This window comes from Rhizobium sp. BK418 (assembly GCF_004341105.1).
In the GTDB taxonomy this organism is placed as follows: Bacteria; Pseudomonadota; Alphaproteobacteria; order Rhizobiales; family Rhizobiaceae; genus Rhizobium.
Window position 1 is genome coordinate 40273 of sequence record NZ_SLZK01000012.1, and the last position, 15197, is coordinate 55469.

General features: G+C 59.3%; 14 protein-coding genes. 7 read left to right on the plus strand and 7 right to left on the minus strand.

Annotated features, from left to right (window positions below; genetic code table 11):
- The first annotated feature begins 25 nt into the window (after window positions 1-25).
- The 5 genes from EV281_RS29655 to EV281_RS29675 all read left to right on the plus strand — a co-directional run bounded on the left by EV281_RS29655 (window position 26) and on the right by EV281_RS29675 (window position 3714).
- Window positions 26-568: an iron transporter gene (locus tag EV281_RS29655; RefSeq protein WP_132658385.1), complete on the plus strand. Its 543-nt coding sequence runs from the start codon at window positions 26-28 to the stop codon at window positions 566-568.
- Window positions 568-915: a cupredoxin domain-containing protein gene (locus EV281_RS29660; protein ID WP_132658387.1), complete on the plus strand. Its 348-nt coding sequence runs from the start codon at window positions 568-570 to the stop codon at window positions 913-915. The genes EV281_RS29655 and EV281_RS29660 overlap by 1 nt, the downstream gene beginning before the upstream one ends.
- Window positions 912-1766, plus strand: a complete 855-nt coding sequence (locus tag EV281_RS29665) for an FTR1 family protein (RefSeq protein ID WP_132658389.1) — start codon at window positions 912-914, stop codon at window positions 1764-1766. The genes EV281_RS29660 and EV281_RS29665 overlap by 4 nt, the downstream gene beginning before the upstream one ends.
- The gene (locus EV281_RS29670) at window positions 1763-3148 is read left to right on the plus strand and encodes a 4Fe-4S binding protein (RefSeq protein WP_132658391.1); all 1386 of its coding nucleotides are present in this window, start codon (window positions 1763-1765) and stop codon (window positions 3146-3148) included. The genes EV281_RS29665 and EV281_RS29670 overlap by 4 nt, the downstream gene beginning before the upstream one ends.
- 278 nt (window positions 3149-3426) lie before the next feature.
- Complete coding sequence (locus EV281_RS29675; RefSeq protein WP_132658393.1) at window positions 3427-3714, plus strand: hypothetical protein; 288 nt, start codon at window positions 3427-3429, stop codon at window positions 3712-3714.
- A gap of 174 nt (window positions 3715-3888) precedes the next feature.
- Here EV281_RS29675 and EV281_RS29680 read toward each other — a convergent pair whose 3' ends face one another.
- The 3 genes from EV281_RS29680 to nirK all read right to left on the minus strand — a co-directional run bounded on the left by EV281_RS29680 (window position 3889) and on the right by nirK (window position 6768).
- A complete protein-coding gene (locus EV281_RS29680) occupies window positions 3889-4584 on the minus strand; it encodes a Crp/Fnr family transcriptional regulator (RefSeq protein ID WP_132658395.1) in 696 nt (231 codons plus the stop codon).
- Complete coding sequence (locus tag EV281_RS29685; protein ID WP_132658396.1) at window positions 4574-5536, minus strand: SUMF1/EgtB/PvdO family nonheme iron enzyme; 963 nt, start codon at window positions 5534-5536, stop codon at window positions 4574-4576. Before EV281_RS29685 ends, EV281_RS29680 begins: the two co-directional genes overlap by 11 nt.
- 83 nt (window positions 5537-5619) lie before the next feature.
- Window positions 5620-6768, minus strand: a complete 1149-nt coding sequence (nirK, locus tag EV281_RS29690) for a copper-containing nitrite reductase (RefSeq protein ID WP_132658398.1) — start codon at window positions 6766-6768, stop codon at window positions 5620-5622.
- Between the two features lie 200 nt (window positions 6769-6968).
- Between nirK and EV281_RS29695 the strand changes: the two genes are divergently transcribed.
- Window positions 6969-8186: an NnrS family protein gene (locus EV281_RS29695; RefSeq protein ID WP_132658400.1), complete on the plus strand. Its 1218-nt coding sequence runs from the start codon at window positions 6969-6971 to the stop codon at window positions 8184-8186.
- 600 nt (window positions 8187-8786) lie between these two features.
- On the opposite strand, the gene EV281_RS29700 is transcribed toward EV281_RS29695, so the two are convergent.
- The 4 genes from EV281_RS29700 to EV281_RS29715 all read right to left on the minus strand — a co-directional run bounded on the left by EV281_RS29700 (window position 8787) and on the right by EV281_RS29715 (window position 12919).
- Entirely contained in the window at window positions 8787-9059 is a 273-nt protein-coding gene (locus EV281_RS29700) for a transposase (protein WP_132658401.1), read from the minus strand.
- Between the two features lie 7 nt (window positions 9060-9066).
- A complete protein-coding gene (locus tag EV281_RS29705) occupies window positions 9067-10512 on the minus strand; it encodes an HlyD family type I secretion periplasmic adaptor subunit (RefSeq protein ID WP_132658403.1) in 1446 nt (481 codons plus the stop codon).
- 14 nt (window positions 10513-10526) lie between these two features.
- A complete protein-coding gene (locus tag EV281_RS29710) occupies window positions 10527-12242 on the minus strand; it encodes a type I secretion system permease/ATPase (RefSeq protein WP_132658405.1) in 1716 nt (571 codons plus the stop codon).
- 104 nt (window positions 12243-12346) lie between these two features.
- The gene (locus EV281_RS29715) at window positions 12347-12919 is read right to left on the minus strand and encodes a PE-PGRS family protein (RefSeq protein WP_132658407.1); all 573 of its coding nucleotides are present in this window, start codon (window positions 12917-12919) and stop codon (window positions 12347-12349) included.
- A 529-nt stretch (window positions 12920-13448) separates the two neighbouring features.
- On the opposite strand from EV281_RS29715, the gene EV281_RS29720 reads away from it, so the two are divergent.
- The gene (locus EV281_RS29720) at window positions 13449-14537 is read left to right on the plus strand and encodes a hypothetical protein (RefSeq protein WP_132658409.1); all 1089 of its coding nucleotides are present in this window, start codon (window positions 13449-13451) and stop codon (window positions 14535-14537) included.
- The last annotated feature ends 660 nt before the right edge of the window (window positions 14538-15197 follow it).

Here is a 15197-nt window from a genome sequence, read left to right on the forward strand (position 1 = left end):
TTACTCATCTTTATGGATCGCCATCATGCTCCGGTGTACCAGCCTCTTTGCCGCTCCTCTCATTTTCATTGCAGTGCCGCCTGCCCTGAAGGCTGCCGAATATCCGGTTGGCTCGCCCCAGATCGCGGCGGGCATGGAAGTGGCCGCAGTCTATCTCCAGCCGATCGAGATGGATCCGCCCGGCATGATGCGCGCAGCGGCAGACTCCGACATTCATCTGGAGGCGGATATTCACGCGACTGCCGGTAACGCGAATGGTTTTGCGGAAGGCGACTGGCTTCCTAATCTGCATGTGGAATACGCAATCACGAACCTCGACAATGGCGAGGCACAGATCGGGTCGCTTGAGCCGATGGTTGCAAGCGACGGGCCGCATTATGGCGACAACGTCAAGCTGTCGGGGCCGGGCCGCTATCGGCTTGAGATCGACATTCATCCGGGTGGTCATGGCGAAATGTCTTTCGGACGCCATATTGACAAGGAGACGGGCGTTGCTCCCTGGCCCGATGCTTTTGCACTGAAATTCGACTTCGTGTTTGCCGGCATTGGCAAGAAGGGCGGCTACTGATGCGGGCCGTCGGTTGGTTGGAACGGCTGCTGGTCGCGGCCGCGCTGATAATACCCTGTTCGGCTGCCTTTGCCGGAGGTGAAGATCCGGTTTTCGAAGTTCATTTCAGCAACGGCGTCGTCTCACCCATCGTCATTGAAGTGCCGGCGAATACCCGTTTCAAGCTCGATCTCCACAATGACGGTTCGACCCCGATCGAGTTTGAGAGCATTCCGCTGCGCAAGGAGAAGGTTCTGGCGCCCGGCGCATCGAGTTTTCTCGTATTTCGCTCATTGAGCGAGGGCAACTATGCCTTCTTCGACGATTTTCATCTCGACATGCCTCCTGCGCGGCTGATTGTCCGATGAACACGGATTTGACGCTGCAGACATTCAAGATTGCTTCAGTGGTCTGGCGGGAAAGCTTCGAAGCCTTGCTGGTCATCGGGATCCTCTTGACCTGGTCCACCAGGGCGGCACCGGCGACAGGCAGGCGGGCAACCAGCTGGATCCTTGCCGGCGCGGGAGCGGGCATCGCGCTCGCCCTGACGTTGGCATTGGTCCTGGGCACGACGGCTGGCCTGCTTGAAGGAGATGGCGAGGACATCCTGCAGATGATCATGGCCGCACTCGCTGCCGTCCTCATGCTCAGGATGGTGTTCTGGATGCGTAGAATGGCGCGCGGCGAGAGCGCCGATCTCGCAAACTGTGCCGTCCGGCACGTCAAGTCCGGCAACTGGCTCGGGCTTTCCGTAATCGCAGCGCTTGCGGTGGCCCGTGAGGGTGCGGAGACGGTCGTCTTCCTCTTTGGATTGGCGGCGTCCTCGCAAGGTTGGCGGGCCGGTTTTTTCGTCGCCTCGGGTGTGGTAGGCCTCGTGCTTGCCGCAATCAGCTTCTGGGCGTTCAAGACCGGGTCGAAACTGATCTCGAGGATCGTGCTTGCGCGCATCAGCGAGGTGCTGCTCCTGCTTCTGGGAAGCGGGCTGACGATGCTCGTTATCGACAAGCTGATTTCGGTTGGATTTTTCTCGCCGATGACGCAACCGCTATGGGATACGAGCTTGCTGCTCGACGATGGCAGTGGCTTCGGCGCCTTCCTCGCCGGCCTGGTGGGCTATCGGGCTCGACCGGAGCTTCTTCCTCTTCTCGGCCTCGGTTTCTACTGGCTGATCGCATCCCTGGCCTATGCACCTCCACTGAAGGGCAAGGCGCTTGCATGACCTCTTCCCTGCATGGTGCGCCGGCGCTTGTCGCCAGGCTCGGTGACATCCTCCTGCGCCATCAGGCGACGATCCGCCATCTGCAATGGGCAATGGTGGCAATCTATGCCGCCCTTCTTGCGGTTCCGTTGTTGCTGGCGCTTCCAACGCACACCGATTATCTCTGGAATAATGCTGTGCGCTTTGCACAATTTGCCTTCTGGGGCGTTTGGTGGCCGTTCATCATTCTCGCAACGGCTCTCATCGGCCGCTTCTGGTGCGGGATCCTGTGCCCGGAGGGGGCACTTTCGGAGTTCGCCAGCCAGCACGGCGCCGGGCGGGCAATTCCCGGATGGATGAAATGGTCCGGTTGGCCGGTCGTGTCCTTCGTCTCGACAACGGTCTATGGGCAGTTGACCAGCATCTACCAGTATCCGAAACCTGCCGCGCTGCTGCTTGGAGGCTCAACCTTTGCAGCCATCGTCATTGGCGCGCGCTACGGCAAGGCAAAAAGGGTCTGGTGCCGGTTCCTGTGCCCGGTCAGCGGCGTTTTCGGCACCGTTTCGAAAATTGCGCCCTTGCATTTCCGTGTTGCCCCCGAAAGCTGGAGCGCCGGTGATCGGCAGGACGGACGATCGAAGGCTGTCAACTGTGCGCCGCTCATTCCCATCAAGACCATGCAGGGCGCTGCCGCCTGCCACATGTGCGGCCGGTGTTCCGGTTATCGCGGAGCGATTCGGCTTTGCTGGCGCAATCCGGCCAGCGATATCGTTCACGGCTCTGGCCGGCTTGCAACCATGTGGGAGACGGTGCTGATCGTTCCGGTTCTGCTCGGGCTGGTTCCCGCTGCGCTGCACTGGTCCGATAGCGGCCTGTTTCAGATGATCCGCCTGTGGTTGGTGGAACGATGCCTCGATCTGCATCTGATCTGGCCGCTATCCCTCCGGCTGCCCTGGTGGATCCTGACCGACTATCCCTTAGAAAATGATGTCATGACATCGGTAGATGCTGGCGCTTTTTTGATTCTTTTGGCGGTTTCGGTCGCTGCCGCCACGATCATGTTCGGCATTCCGCTAGCTGCGTCTGCAAGGATCCTTCGGATGAAGGGGCATTTCCCCCATCATCTGGCCCAGGCCCTCATTCCGCTAGCCGCAGCCTGTCTCTTCAGCGGACTGCTTTCGTTGACCGTCTCGCAGCTACGTTCCGACGGCATCGTCATACCTTATTCGGATCTTTTTCGCGGCGGTTTCGTCCTTTCGGCCGCCGCCTGGTCCGTGGTGTTGGTGTTCCGGATCGGCACCCTCTACGATCTAGGCCTTGCCACTAGAATCTCCGCAGCGATCATCATGGCCGTTCCGATCACGTCTTTTTCGATCGCTTGGGTCGGCGCATTTCTGAGCTGAAGTATCAGAGCAAGGCTGGTTAGCCTGTCTTGTCGGACTGGCCTTTCGGAAGGTTGACGAGACGGACCGGGCGCCGGCGCCTTCTGATTTCGACGATGAAGGTCTTTTGCGATACGCGCATCGGCATTCCTTTCGTTAATTCGAAACACTGGGCCACGACCGTGAGGTATCGGTGGGTTCTTAGGCCTCTGGGTTTCGTTCTCTTTGATGGATGTCAAAGACGTCGAGACGTTAAACGCTATGCTCTGGTCGATTATGGACAAAAGAGGAGGAATCCGATGTTACCGAGGTTCATCACCGCATTCCTGAGATCTTCCGGAGAGACGGGCGTCGTGCTGATGGAGCACGAGGGTGCGCAGCGCGTGGTCCTCATTGATCGTGACGCCTTGCGGGAGATCAGCGATCCACCACGCGCCGACGAAACCCGGCTGCAGCAACATGTCGGTACGATATGCGAAATTGCTGCCTGCAAGATCCGCCTGGAGCCGCAGTCGGCATTTTCCCGGATACGCGTGTCGAAGGACGACATCGCGGCGTGGAAGGCATCGCACGACACACGTCACTAGGAACAGTCTCAATCGCCGGCTCGGCATAAAGCCGTTCCAGTCGGGCGTCGCTTCATGCCACTGCGACGCAAATTCCGCCGCTGTTGCTGCGACGTGAAACGGTCCAAACGAATCAACGCCGCGCGGCAAGGAGTGCCGGTTGACCTGAGGATCTGATGAGTCCGTGTTCGGACGCTAATCACTTTCGCCTTCCGCAAGCCTCAGGAGACGTTGCGGATCGGTAACTGTCAGCTTCTGCCTGCCGCCTTCGACGATGCCCTTCGCTTCCCAAGCGCTCAGAATTCGCGACACTGTATGTAGCGTCGTGCCCGTCATCTCGGCAATATCCTGCCGCGATATCGGGAAATCGATCTTGATCCCGGTTCCGACTGCCTTGCCGGCCTGTTTGGACAGGCGCAGCACGGCATGGGCGACCCGCTTTTCCACTTCTTCGGTCGACATCTCACGGATGCGCGTATGCGCCTCCTCGAGCCGCTGCCCAATCGTCTGCATCGCACTCATTGCCAGGCGAGGATTTTGCTCGACGAAGCGCGCCCACATGTCGGTGGGCCATCCGAGGATGAGACTTTCGGCTGCCGCAATGGCGGTTCCCGGATAGTCCTGCCGGCGCAGCGCCATGGCAAAGCCGAACAGGTCTCCCGGATGCACCATCCTGACGATGATCTGCTGACCGTCATGCGTGACCTGTGTGACCTTGAGCCTGCCGTGCAGCAGCAGAAAGAAGGATCTTGCCGATGCTCCCTGCTCGAAAACCGCATCGCCTTGGGCGACGCGGCGCGGTGTGGCATGCTCGAGCATGGCGTCGAGGTCGGCATCGGTCATGCGCTCGAAAAGCGCCAATGACTTCACAATTGTACGGTCAACCTTCATTGTCGTCCCGCTGAACTCCTTTGAAAATGGTGCCGCTGAGCATATCTGCTATGGCGCGGCGCGTGAAGGCTTTGACGCTCTCGGCAAAGCCCGGCTGCCGGACGAGCCGGAAACCTAGATTATCGGGCGGGCTGCCGACCGAGCATCCGCCGCCCTTGGGATTTCTGACGAAGGTGCTCATCGGCGCACGGTGTCTGCCGGATGCGATCATGATGCCGCAGTTTGCCGGGTCGGGCTCTTCGATGCCGGCTTCCTTGTCCAGGTCGATGCGCCTGTTGCAGGTCGAAGTCCATTCCCAGATGTTCCCGCCGAAATCGACAAGGCCTGTCTGGCTCACGCCGAATGATCCCCTTGGCTGCGGCGCGGGATCGCTCGAGGCGCTGCGCCGTGCCTCGCGTTCGTAGTCTGCAAGCCAGCGCAGCGCGGGGTTTTTGCTGTCGGTGTCGATGCCAAGGGCATCGTCGGGAAAACGATCGGCGGCAGCATAGGCGAGTTCGAAGTCGGTCGGAAGCCGCCACTGCTCGCCGGTCTTTTGCGATAGCCAATTCGCATAGCGCAACGCGTCGTCATAGCTGACACCAGTGACCGGCGTGTCGTCGCCGGAGATTGCGCTTCGCCCTTCCGGATCGGGGCAGGCCCCATCGGCGACGCAACGATCATACTCGGAAAGACTGGTCTGATATTCGGCAATCGTCAGAGGCACCCGGACATTGGCCTCGCGCTTCGGTGCATCGACAGCCAGCCCCTTGCGGAAATACTCGGTCGGCTCGCGATATTGAAATTCATGGGGAGCAATAGTGACGACCTTGGGCGCGGCAAATGCGGGGGCGCGCCGCTCGATGTTCACGAACCCGGCCTCAACGGCAAGCGCTGCGGACAGAACCGCAAAAAGCGCAAGCGGAAGTGCGATCGAAAAGCCGGAAACTCCTGCAGTCTCGGCGTGCGGTGTCATGTCCTTTTCGCAACATGCGCCCCTTTTTTTCAAGAAAATATACTGTGCAGGCCGCCCTCACGGCCTGCACAGTCCCACCAAGGTCAGCTGGCCGACGGTGACCTTACCGAAGTCATCAGATCGTCGTTCCAGTCCCCTGTGACCTTGAAGTGGGCAGCCGCACCGAGTTCGAAGGCCTCGATGAGGTTGTGGTTGACATAGGCATAAATGCCGGGTTGCGCGAAGGTGTAGAGTGCAGCACCGGCCGTGCCGCCGGGGATGAACCAGGTCTCCTGGTCCACATCGGGAACGTTTGCAAACTTGCCGGTCGCCCAGACATATTCGCCATGGCCGCCGATGAGGTGCGGGCGCGTATCGCGATTGGCCTGCGAATGCACGATGAGCACGGTCTCGCCGACCTTGGCGGTCATCGCATTGTCGCCGGTCAGCGCGCCGACAGCGCCGTTGAAGACGATGTGGGTCGGCGTCAGCGTCTTCATGACGGCAAGCGTATCCTCATAGGCCTCGCCGGGACTGTCATATTTCTTGAATTTGCCGTTCTCGTCGCGCGGGATGTAGAAGTCCTGCTCGCCGACATAGTAGATCCTATCGTAGACGAGTGGCTTTCCATGGCCGTCGGTTAGGCCTTCGCGCGGCAGAACCATGATTGCGCCGTTCATGCCCGACGTGACATGCCAGGGGACCATGCCGGGAGGTGCGCAGTGGTAGACGAAGACGCCCGCCTTTGTCGCCTTGAAGCGCAAGACTGTGCTTTCGCCGGGGCCGACGATCGTCAACGCGCCGCCACCGAGCCCACCCGTTGCGGCATGGAAGTCGATATTATGCTGCATCGTGTTCGTTTCAGGATTGATTAGCGTCAGCTCCACATAATCGTCCTGATGGACGACCATCAGCGGGCCGGGCACCGAACCGTCGAACGTCATTGCGTTCACCTCGGTCCCATCCTTGTCTAGCACCATCTTCTTTTCCTGGATGGTGAGCGTGAATTCCTTGATCTTCGGGCCGCCCTCGGCCTTCTGGCTGTGGGGGTGGACGAAGGGCGGCTTGACCAGTTCGACCTTCTCACGCTGAAGCTTTGTGACGTCGACGGCCGGCACCTTCCTAGGCGCATTGAGCGCCACTACCTCGTCGGCATGGGCAGCGGTATTGGCAACGATGATGGGCGTCAGCGCTCCCGCGACAGCAGCGCCCGTAAGCATCATGCGACGGGTCATTTGCAGAGTGTTCGTCATTTCTAATCTCCTGTAGTCGAAGCGCGAGCGTAAGCCGCCCGGTCGAGAAGGAAGGTAGTAGAAACCCCGCAAGACTCTTTGATATGGAGCAAACTGACTCTTTGTGTCAGCGCAAAGTTCTGCTGTCGCTGTTTGCGTATTCTCAATGACCACCCTGGCAATCTTCGGCATTGCTGTGTCGTCAATTTGGAGACACGGAAATGAAAAACACTTCAGGTGCCGCGCGAGATCTTCCGCGCGGCATGTTGCGAACCGGCCCGGTCCTCTTCTCCTACGGCTTCCGGCCCTTCTTTCTGGCGTCCGCGCTCTGGGCCATCCTAAGCATCACCCTATGGGTGGCCAATCTTGGCTTCGGCGTCCCTGTCGCATCGGATTACGGAACATTGTATTGGCATGCGCATGAGATGCTGTTCGGTTTCGCGCCAGCGGTTCTGGCAGGCTTCCTGCTGACGGCCATCCCGAACTGGACTGGACGCCTGCCGATCGCCGGCAGGCCGCTGGTCGTCCTGTTTGCGATCTGGTGCGCCGGTCGCATCACCATGCTGCTCAGCGGCCCGATCGGGATCGTTCCGGCCGCCGCCGTCGACAGCTTGTTCCTGCCGGTCATGCTCTTCATCTGCGGGCGTGAGGTCGTGGCTGGAAAAAAATGGAAGGATTTGAAGGTCATTGCGGGACTTTTCATGCTTTCGCTTGCAAATGTGTTTTTTCATATCGGGGTCATCGAAGATACGAGCCCAGGACTTGCGATCCGTTTTGGGATTGGTGCCTATGTGCTGCTCGTGACGATCGTCGGAGGCCGGATCCTGCCCAGCTTCACGCGCAACTGGATCAATCAGTTCGGTCGTACGGATTTTCCGGTGCCCTATAACAGTTTCGATGCGGCAACCATCATCATCGGCGCGGTCGTACTTCTTCTATGGGCATGCCTGCCGGTCTCGACGGCAACTTGCGGGACGGCGGCTGTCGCGACCGCGCTCAACATGGCGAGGCTCCTTCGCTGGCGTGGCTGGACCACATGGCCGGAACCCATTCTCTTCGTCCTGCACGCCAGCTTCCTGTTCGTGCCGGTCGGTTTTGCCGCCATTTCACTTCAAGCCTCCGGGTGGCTGCCCGAAGTGGCCGTGCTGCACATCTTCGCGATCGGCACGATTTCGATGATGATGCTCGCAGTGATGACGCGGGCAACGCGCGGCCATACTGGGCGGAAACTGAAAACGAGCCGGATGACCAATATTTCCTACATCCTGCTTGGCTGCATCGCTCTTGTTCGCCCGCTTGCCGAGCTCGTCCCTGGGCTTAGCATGGAGATCCTTGCGGTGGCGGCGATCGGTTGGACGGCGGCCTTCGGACTGTTCGTGGTGGAACATGCGCCGCTCCTGTGGTCGGGACGCAAGCCTTTGACGATAAAGGGAGGGTGAGGTGATTTTGCCGGCATCGGCGGCCCAGTATGGTTCATATATTCCGTCAGGCGCTGCGATGAATGACTTGTTTCAGCTCAGCGAGCGCCAGATAACGCCCGTGGAGGCTAGCCGCCGCGGTGCCGGAATAACCCTCTCCGAAATCCCAATTGCGCGGTACATTAGCGGCGGCGATCGCATGGCACCAGTTCTCTCAGCCGCGTTCGAAGGTGAAGCCTGCGCGGCCGCGCTTGCTGGCGGCGACCGAGGAGAGATAGGTCACCTTGCCAAGCCATCGCCTTCATCTGCATGCTGGCATTGAGCTCCATGTAAACGGCGGTAAACACCACTTCGTACAGCGCGCGCGACGACTGGGCTGCCATGTCCCAAGCGTGATATAAATGCTTGCATCCTGGCGGATTCATAACAAGGAGCGATTTCCGAGCCGCTGGAATAAGTTAAATGCTGTTGCTCCCGACCCTTGTAGTCGGCGTCCCTTAGATCACCTCGTTGGCAACAGGACCATCCTCGTCGACAGCTTCTCAGGAGATTCGTCGGTCGTCAATGTGTGGGATCAGGGCCGAAAACCGAGCGACAAATCCCTCTGTTTGGACGTTGCTTTCAGCCCTTCGACGTCTTCGCCAGCATCTCACTCAGCGTTGCCGCCGAGAGCATGGCTTCGGCCAAGAGCTTCTTGAGCTTCTGGTTCTCTTCCTCCAGTGCTCTCATCTTTTTGGCATAGAGATTGACATTTCCATATTGCAGGGATTGCCACCGGTAGAAAGTCGGCTCGCTGATACCGTGCCTGTGGCAAACATCGGCCACCGTCACGCCGGCCTGATGCTCTCTAAGAATGCCTGTAATCTGGTCGTCGTCGAATTTTCTCTTGCCCATCACAGCTTCAGTCCTCACGAAATGCTCTATTGAAACTGTCGAGGAGTGGTCTTACGGCATAGAACGCTACGCTGCTCTGGCCGGTTTCGATCAATGTCTGTGCGGGCATGCCCGCGACCAGTTCGACATCACGCATTTTCGCCAGTCGCTCGTCCGTCACACGGATTGTCGCGGCAAAGTAGGGCTGACCGGTCTGCGTATCGGTGAGACGGTCGGCCGAAACATACTCGACCCGACCTTTCAGGAGCGGAACGCGCCGTTGATTATATGGGAGGAGATGAACCTGCGCCTCGAGCCCGGCACGGACGAGGTTCATGTCTTCCGGTCTGACGTGGACGGACACGATAAGGCGATCGGAGCGCGGCAAGAGATCGACGAGAGGTTCGCCCGCGCCAATCACGCCACCTGTCGTGTGGATGCGCAGGTTCATAATCGTTCCAGCTTCGGGAGCCCGGATATCAGTCCTCGCAAGCTGGTCGTCGATCGCCCGCAGACGTTCGCGCAGCTGCATGATCTGGCTTTCCGTATCGCGCATGCCCTGAGCGACTTCATTCAACCGGTCGCTCTCGAGCTTTGCGATATCGGCTTGGGCCTCACTGATCACCTGGAAGGCACGGGAGATCTGTGCGTCGACTTCGCCCTGCTGGCCATCAAGGTCGGCTTTTTCCCGCTGGAGGTTGAGAAGCCTGCTCTTCTTTTCCAGCCCCTTCGCGCTGAGTTCAGTTACCTGATCCAGCTCTTGGCTCGAAATTGTGGCCCTGTCGGCCAGTGATGCCTTCTGCGCGCGAAGTCCGACGATTTCCTGCCGCACCTGGGCGATTTTTTCGTTAGTGATGCCGATTTCGGCCTGCATGACCCGGCGGCGGGCTTCAAAAATCTTCTGTTGCCCGGTCAGGATCGCGCCGACCGTGGGATAGGTATTCATGGCTGCCTTGAGGTCGTCAGGATAATCGACGTGGTCGGCGCCCGTCTGCTCCGCAAACAGCCGGGCGCGGCTTCCTTCGGCGTCCCAAAGCTGCCCCTGGATGCTGTCGCGCTCCGCGCGGGACTTCGTGTCGTCAAGTTCTATCACGATTTGCCCGGCCATGACCGCATCGCCATTCTTGACCAGTATGCGCCTGACAATGCCGCCTTCCAGATGCTGGATGGTCTTGCGGCTGGTCTCCGGTTCGATGACGCCAGAGGCGACCGCCGCGCTTTTCAGGGGCGCGAAAACCGACCAGATCCCCAGTCCGATGACGAAGACGAGGAGCAACAGATTGCCCATCCAGACGACGCCGCTGAGCACCGGCATGGGCGAGGGGGGAGCGGGTCCGCGGTGTTTCGCTTCGATGACAGGTGCATAGACCTTCGATTGCCCGGCTGTCGCCGGCGACCGCCGCGCGAGCCGCTGGACCGTCCGTGACCAATCTGAAAATCTCGCTGGCTTTGCGGTCAGTTGAACAAGGGTCATGGCGGCGTCCTTCCCTACGTTCCTGTCCGAGACGGCGGCTGGAGATAGGTGTCATAGATCCGGTCGCTGTCGCCGAAGGCAGCCACAGTTCCGTTGCGCATGATGGCGATCTTGTTGGTGACCGGCAGTATGCCCATGCGGTGGGTTATGATGACGATCGTCATCCGTCGGGCTTTCATTCGCTCGATTGCCGCAAACAGCATGCGTTCGCCGTCATAGTCCAGGCTCGAATTCGGGTCGTCGAGAACGATGAGGGACGGGCTTCCATAGGCCGCGCGCGCCAGGCCGAGCTGCTGGCGCTGAGCGCGCAGGAGCAGGTTCCCGCTTTCGCCGATATCGGTCTCGTAGCCCTTTGGCAGCCGCATGATCGCGTCGTGCAGCCCGACAAGCTTTGCGGCGTCGATCGCCTTGCCGGGATCACCGCCGTCCAGCCGGCCGATCACATCCTTGATTGCGCCCCCGAACAGCTCGATGTCCTGCGGCAGGTATCCGACATGGCGGGTTCCCCCGCAAAGGCGTAAAGCCGAGATATCGACTCCGCCGAGAAGGGCGCATCCGCTCGTTGCCTGCACGACGCCCGCCATGACGCGGCCCAGCGTCGACTTTCCCGATCCGGACGGGCCGATGAGCGCGACGCAATCGCCAGGCGCCAGGCGCAATGTGATATCAGTCAATATCTGCCTGTTGGCCACGGGCAGGGTATAGCTTACGTTGTGAAGCACGAGGCCGTTGGGTTCAGGCAGCGGCACCATCCGGGCGTCGCGTTCCGATGCAACAGTGATCAGCATATTGGTCAGGCGGTTGAAGGCATTGCGCGCAAAAGTAAAGGAGCGCCATGCTCCTATTGCGCCCTCGATCGGTGCGAGCCCGCGCCCGAGCAGCAGGCTTGCAACGAAGATTATGCCGGGACTGCCGCTATTGATGAGCACCAGCCATGTGGCCGAGCCCATCATGAGGATCTGGGCGAGTGTGCGGATCGATTTGGAGAAACCAAGGATGATCTCCGTGCGATGCATCGCGACGTCCTGCGCCCTTCTTGCCATTTCGGCATCGCGGTAGACCATCAGGGCCGCGCCATCCTGCATGCCCATTGCCCTGATGACTTCGATGTTCTTGAGCGCGGTCGCAAAGCGCAGATAGCTCCGCGAAAGGGCGAGATTGGCGTGGGAAAGCGGCCCCTGCGTCGCCACTTCCGTCAGGAAGGCAAACAGCAGAAGTGCAAGTGCGCTTAGGAGGCCGATTGTCCCGAGCAGCGGGTGAACGAGAAAGAGCAGGAGCAGGAATAGTGGCGCCCAGGGAACGTCGAAAAACAGCGAACTCGCCGGTGAATCGAGGAACTGACGCAATACGGCGAGATCCCGGTAGCATTCCGTGGCGGCGCCCGCGTCGGCGCAAGCAGCGTATTCGAACGATGCCGTCAGCACCATGGGCCGCAGCCTGTGGTCCAGCCAGCTGCCAATGCGCGAAAGAGCTGCCCTGCGCAGGATATCCAGCATGGATCCGACGAGCACGGCGACAGCGATGATCATCGTCAGCATCAAAAGCGTGTCGACGCTTCGGCTCGACAGGACCCTATCGTAGATCTGCAGGAGGTAGATGGATGGTGCCAGAAGAAAAAGATTGTAGCCGCAGCTATAGAGGAAGACGAGCCCGAAGGCCCCGACGCAGGCCCGAAGCGCGACAACGAGATGTGTCTGCGGACGCGATGGCTTTAAGGAAATCGTTGCCATTATCAGATCTCGCTGCATTTGATACTGACAAGAAAAAGCTGCCGGCCGGTTCAGCGACCCTTGGGGGCCGCCAGTCGAAACCGGCGACCCCAAGGGCGATGGGTTCATGAGCCGAGATGGCTGACATCAATATGGCCGAAGGCGTTGATGAAATGATCGAGAGCATTGTTCACCGTCGTCGTTTCGGGATTTGTGTGAACCACTGCTGACGAGATATCGCCGCCGAGAGCGTTGTTGCCGTTGCCGCCGTTGCCGCCAACGCCGGCAAGAATCGTGGCATGCTGGTCTGCCATGAGCTGCGTATATTGTGTCGCGGTCGTACCGGCATTCACCGTAGCTGTGTCGCCGCCGCTCGTATTTCCTTGATCCCCGTTGGAATGGGCTTCTCCGCCCGCGCCGCCAGCGCCGCTGGTCAGCGATGCCAGGAAGCCGTTCTGGGCCTGGCTGAAGCCACCGGCCCCACCGCCGCCGGCGTCCCAATCTGCCGTCTGCCAAACGTGGTCCCCGTTGTGCAGATGAGTATCTGCCCCGTAGACCGTTTGCGTGGGATCCACATAGGCAACCGGGTTGTAGTTGATGTTGCCATTATTGATGCCATCGCCGCCGTTGCCGGCATTTGCGTCACCAGCATCAGGGTTGTGGAGATAGATCGTGTCAGACAATTGTGGAATAGGCATTGATGTCACTCCTTCTACTTCGTTTCGACTTTGATTCTTTTTACGGTGTCCCCCTTACGGCGCAGGTATTCGATGCCGCCGCCAGCCAATACAAGCCGCGGTCGAATATTGTCTGCGATTTAAACTTAAAACTATCTAGATATTTGTCGACGTTCCTTTGGGCGTATACTTGGAGCGAGCGGCGGCGTTGTTTCGCATTACCATGCCCGCAGGCATGGCATAATCTGCGGCCTCGCCCAAGCAACGGGTGCCAGACAAAGCGTGTCGGGGGCCGACAACGGCTTGCCTTCTGCCGGAAGAGTCGGGCGGAGGATATGAGATCTGCAGCTCTAGAACCAGCATAACGCGATGCTGCGGCGGTGACGGCCAGATGGCTAGGCCCTAGCCGAGAGGATGTAGACGAATTACAGGCTCCGCTTTTCCTGCGTTCATAGGCACAATGGTTGAGCAATTCGGGGATTGAACAAATTCAGGCTGCATACGCGATGCGTGCGGTGGATGAGCGGTTGGCTGCGGAATGGAGACGGTAATGACGGAAATACGTTCCTTACTGGAAGACCTGCCTAAAGCGGGCACCGACCAAAACCCCGCCTACAACGTGGCCGCGGGGCATTTGGCACTGGTGCCGACCTGGCTTCCGCTGGATGTCGTTTCCGGTCCGAGCCCCAATTCAGCCGGTGGCGGCGGCGACGGGATCAGCGAAGGCCTGATCAGCAGCAATGCACTGGCTGTCTTTATGCCATCCAATGCCGCTATTGTCGGACCGCATTCGACGGCCGACGCCCTTCAGGGCAATAACGCAGTCATCAACCAGCATTCCACCGAAATGGCCGGGATAGGCGGAAATGGCGGAAGCGGCAATGTCGTAATCGGCGGCGGTGAGGGCGGCAATCATGCCGGCACCGGAGGCAGCGGGCTCTTCTACGGCGGGCTCGTCAGCACTGAAGCCGCAGTGTTTGCTCCCGTGAATGCGGCTGTGGCTGCAGGCCCCGGCGCAGCGGCTCATGCCGACCAGTCGAATAACGCCTTGTTCCTGCAGGGCGCAACCCAGATGGGCGGTATCGGCGGTTCGGGCGGGGATCATGACGTTGCGGGCCACGGGTCGTCGCTGAGCCCGGGAACGTCGCTGACCTTCACGGGCGACAATTACGCGGGCCATGGCGGCGATGGATATTTCATCGGCAGCATGGTGGACGTGAGTATCGCCATCTTCTCGCCGATCAACATCGCCATCGGCGCCGCAGGTGGCTCGGCGGAGGCTCATCAGACAAACAATGTGATTTTCGATCAGGGTACTGTGCAGATCGCCGGCATCGGCGGGAACGGCGGTGGCTTCAACCTGTCGTCAGACACGATTTTTACCGGCAACCATGCCGGCGGCGGCGGCGGGGCGGGATTGTCGACCGGCAGTATGGTCGACGTCAATTTCGGCTATTTCCATCCCATCAACATAGCCGTTCCTGCCGGCGGGACGGCGGATGCCCAGCAGATCGATCATGTTCTCTATGATCAGCACGCGCTTCAATTGGCCGGCATAGGTGGACATGGCGGAGGGGGCAACCTCATGGACGCCCATTCGGCGCTCGTAGACGACATACTAAGCTTCATGCATAGTTAGCGGATAGACGCCAACGCGTATTGCGAAGACTCGACTGCATGAAACCGTTCTTCGTGCGATTTTAAAATCATGTCGGATCACTCCCAGCTTTCGTCTCCCTAGCCGGCGTGGCACGAAACGGTGGCCGGCTCCCCGCATACCGTACGCTCCTTTGTTCCGCCGGTCTTTCGGCGCGTGAACAATGCTGCCGTAGAAGAAGGTGAAAATCGGTCTTAATGCGCCAGAATGGTGCGGCGCTCGAATAATCATAACGGGTAATCGGCGGTCATCGCCCAGTTGTTACTATTTGCGTCGTCAGTTTTGCTGTTGAGGTCCACAGCTACTTTGGATCAGTATTCGAAAATAAGGCAAAACGACCGGAAGACCGCAATATCGCAGCAAGCTTTACTGGATCGGCCCTGCAGCAGATCGGTTGCCTTTTCAGTGCCTTTGAAAGTTTTGTTGACGTGCTTGCGCTACGTGAATTCGGCGAAGACAGGAAGGTTGCAACGACAAGTCTATACAAAAGTTTCTCAAAAAAGAGGCTTTCCATTGTACTCTGCGGAACCAGTTGTCTCTCGCTTGGATGTTATAGACTATAAGAATTATCATGAGAGATCAGGCTATTGGCATCGAGAATACACTCGCTTTTTTATCATGACATGAAGCGAGATCAGGAAT

Coding starts and splice junctions, on each gene's coding strand:
- EV281_RS29670 (WP_132658391.1), top strand. CDS start 1,763: ATGACCTCTTCCCTGCATGGTGCGCCGGCGCTTGTCGCCAGGCTCGGT.
- EV281_RS29660 (WP_132658387.1), top strand. CDS start 568: ATGCGGGCCGTCGGTTGGTTGGAACGGCTGCTGGTCGCGGCCGCGCTG.
- EV281_RS29680 (WP_132658395.1), bottom strand. CDS start 4,584: ATGAAGGTTGACCGTACAATTGTGAAGTCATTGGCGCTTTTCGAGCGC.
- EV281_RS29710 (WP_132658405.1), bottom strand. CDS start 12,242: ATGGCAACGATTTCCTTAAAGCCATCGCGTCCGCAGACACATCTCGTT.
- EV281_RS29715 (WP_132658407.1), bottom strand. CDS start 12,919: ATGCCTATTCCACAATTGTCTGACACGATCTATCTCCACAACCCTGAT.
- EV281_RS29665 (WP_132658389.1), top strand. CDS start 912: ATGAACACGGATTTGACGCTGCAGACATTCAAGATTGCTTCAGTGGTC.
- EV281_RS29675 (WP_132658393.1), top strand. CDS start 3,427: ATGTTACCGAGGTTCATCACCGCATTCCTGAGATCTTCCGGAGAGACG.
- EV281_RS29695 (WP_132658400.1), top strand. CDS start 6,969: ATGAAAAACACTTCAGGTGCCGCGCGAGATCTTCCGCGCGGCATGTTG.
- EV281_RS29685 (WP_132658396.1), bottom strand. CDS start 5,536: ATGACACCGCACGCCGAGACTGCAGGAGTTTCCGGCTTTTCGATCGCA.
- EV281_RS29700 (WP_132658401.1), bottom strand. CDS start 9,059: ATGGGCAAGAGAAAATTCGACGACGACCAGATTACAGGCATTCTTAGA.
- EV281_RS29720 (WP_132658409.1), top strand. CDS start 13,449: ATGACGGAAATACGTTCCTTACTGGAAGACCTGCCTAAAGCGGGCACC.
- nirK (WP_132658398.1), bottom strand. CDS start 6,768: ATGACGAACACTCTGCAAATGACCCGTCGCATGATGCTTACGGGCGCT.
- EV281_RS29655 (WP_132658385.1), top strand. CDS start 26: ATGCTCCGGTGTACCAGCCTCTTTGCCGCTCCTCTCATTTTCATTGCA.
- EV281_RS29705 (WP_132658403.1), bottom strand. CDS start 10,512: ATGACCCTTGTTCAACTGACCGCAAAGCCAGCGAGATTTTCAGATTGG.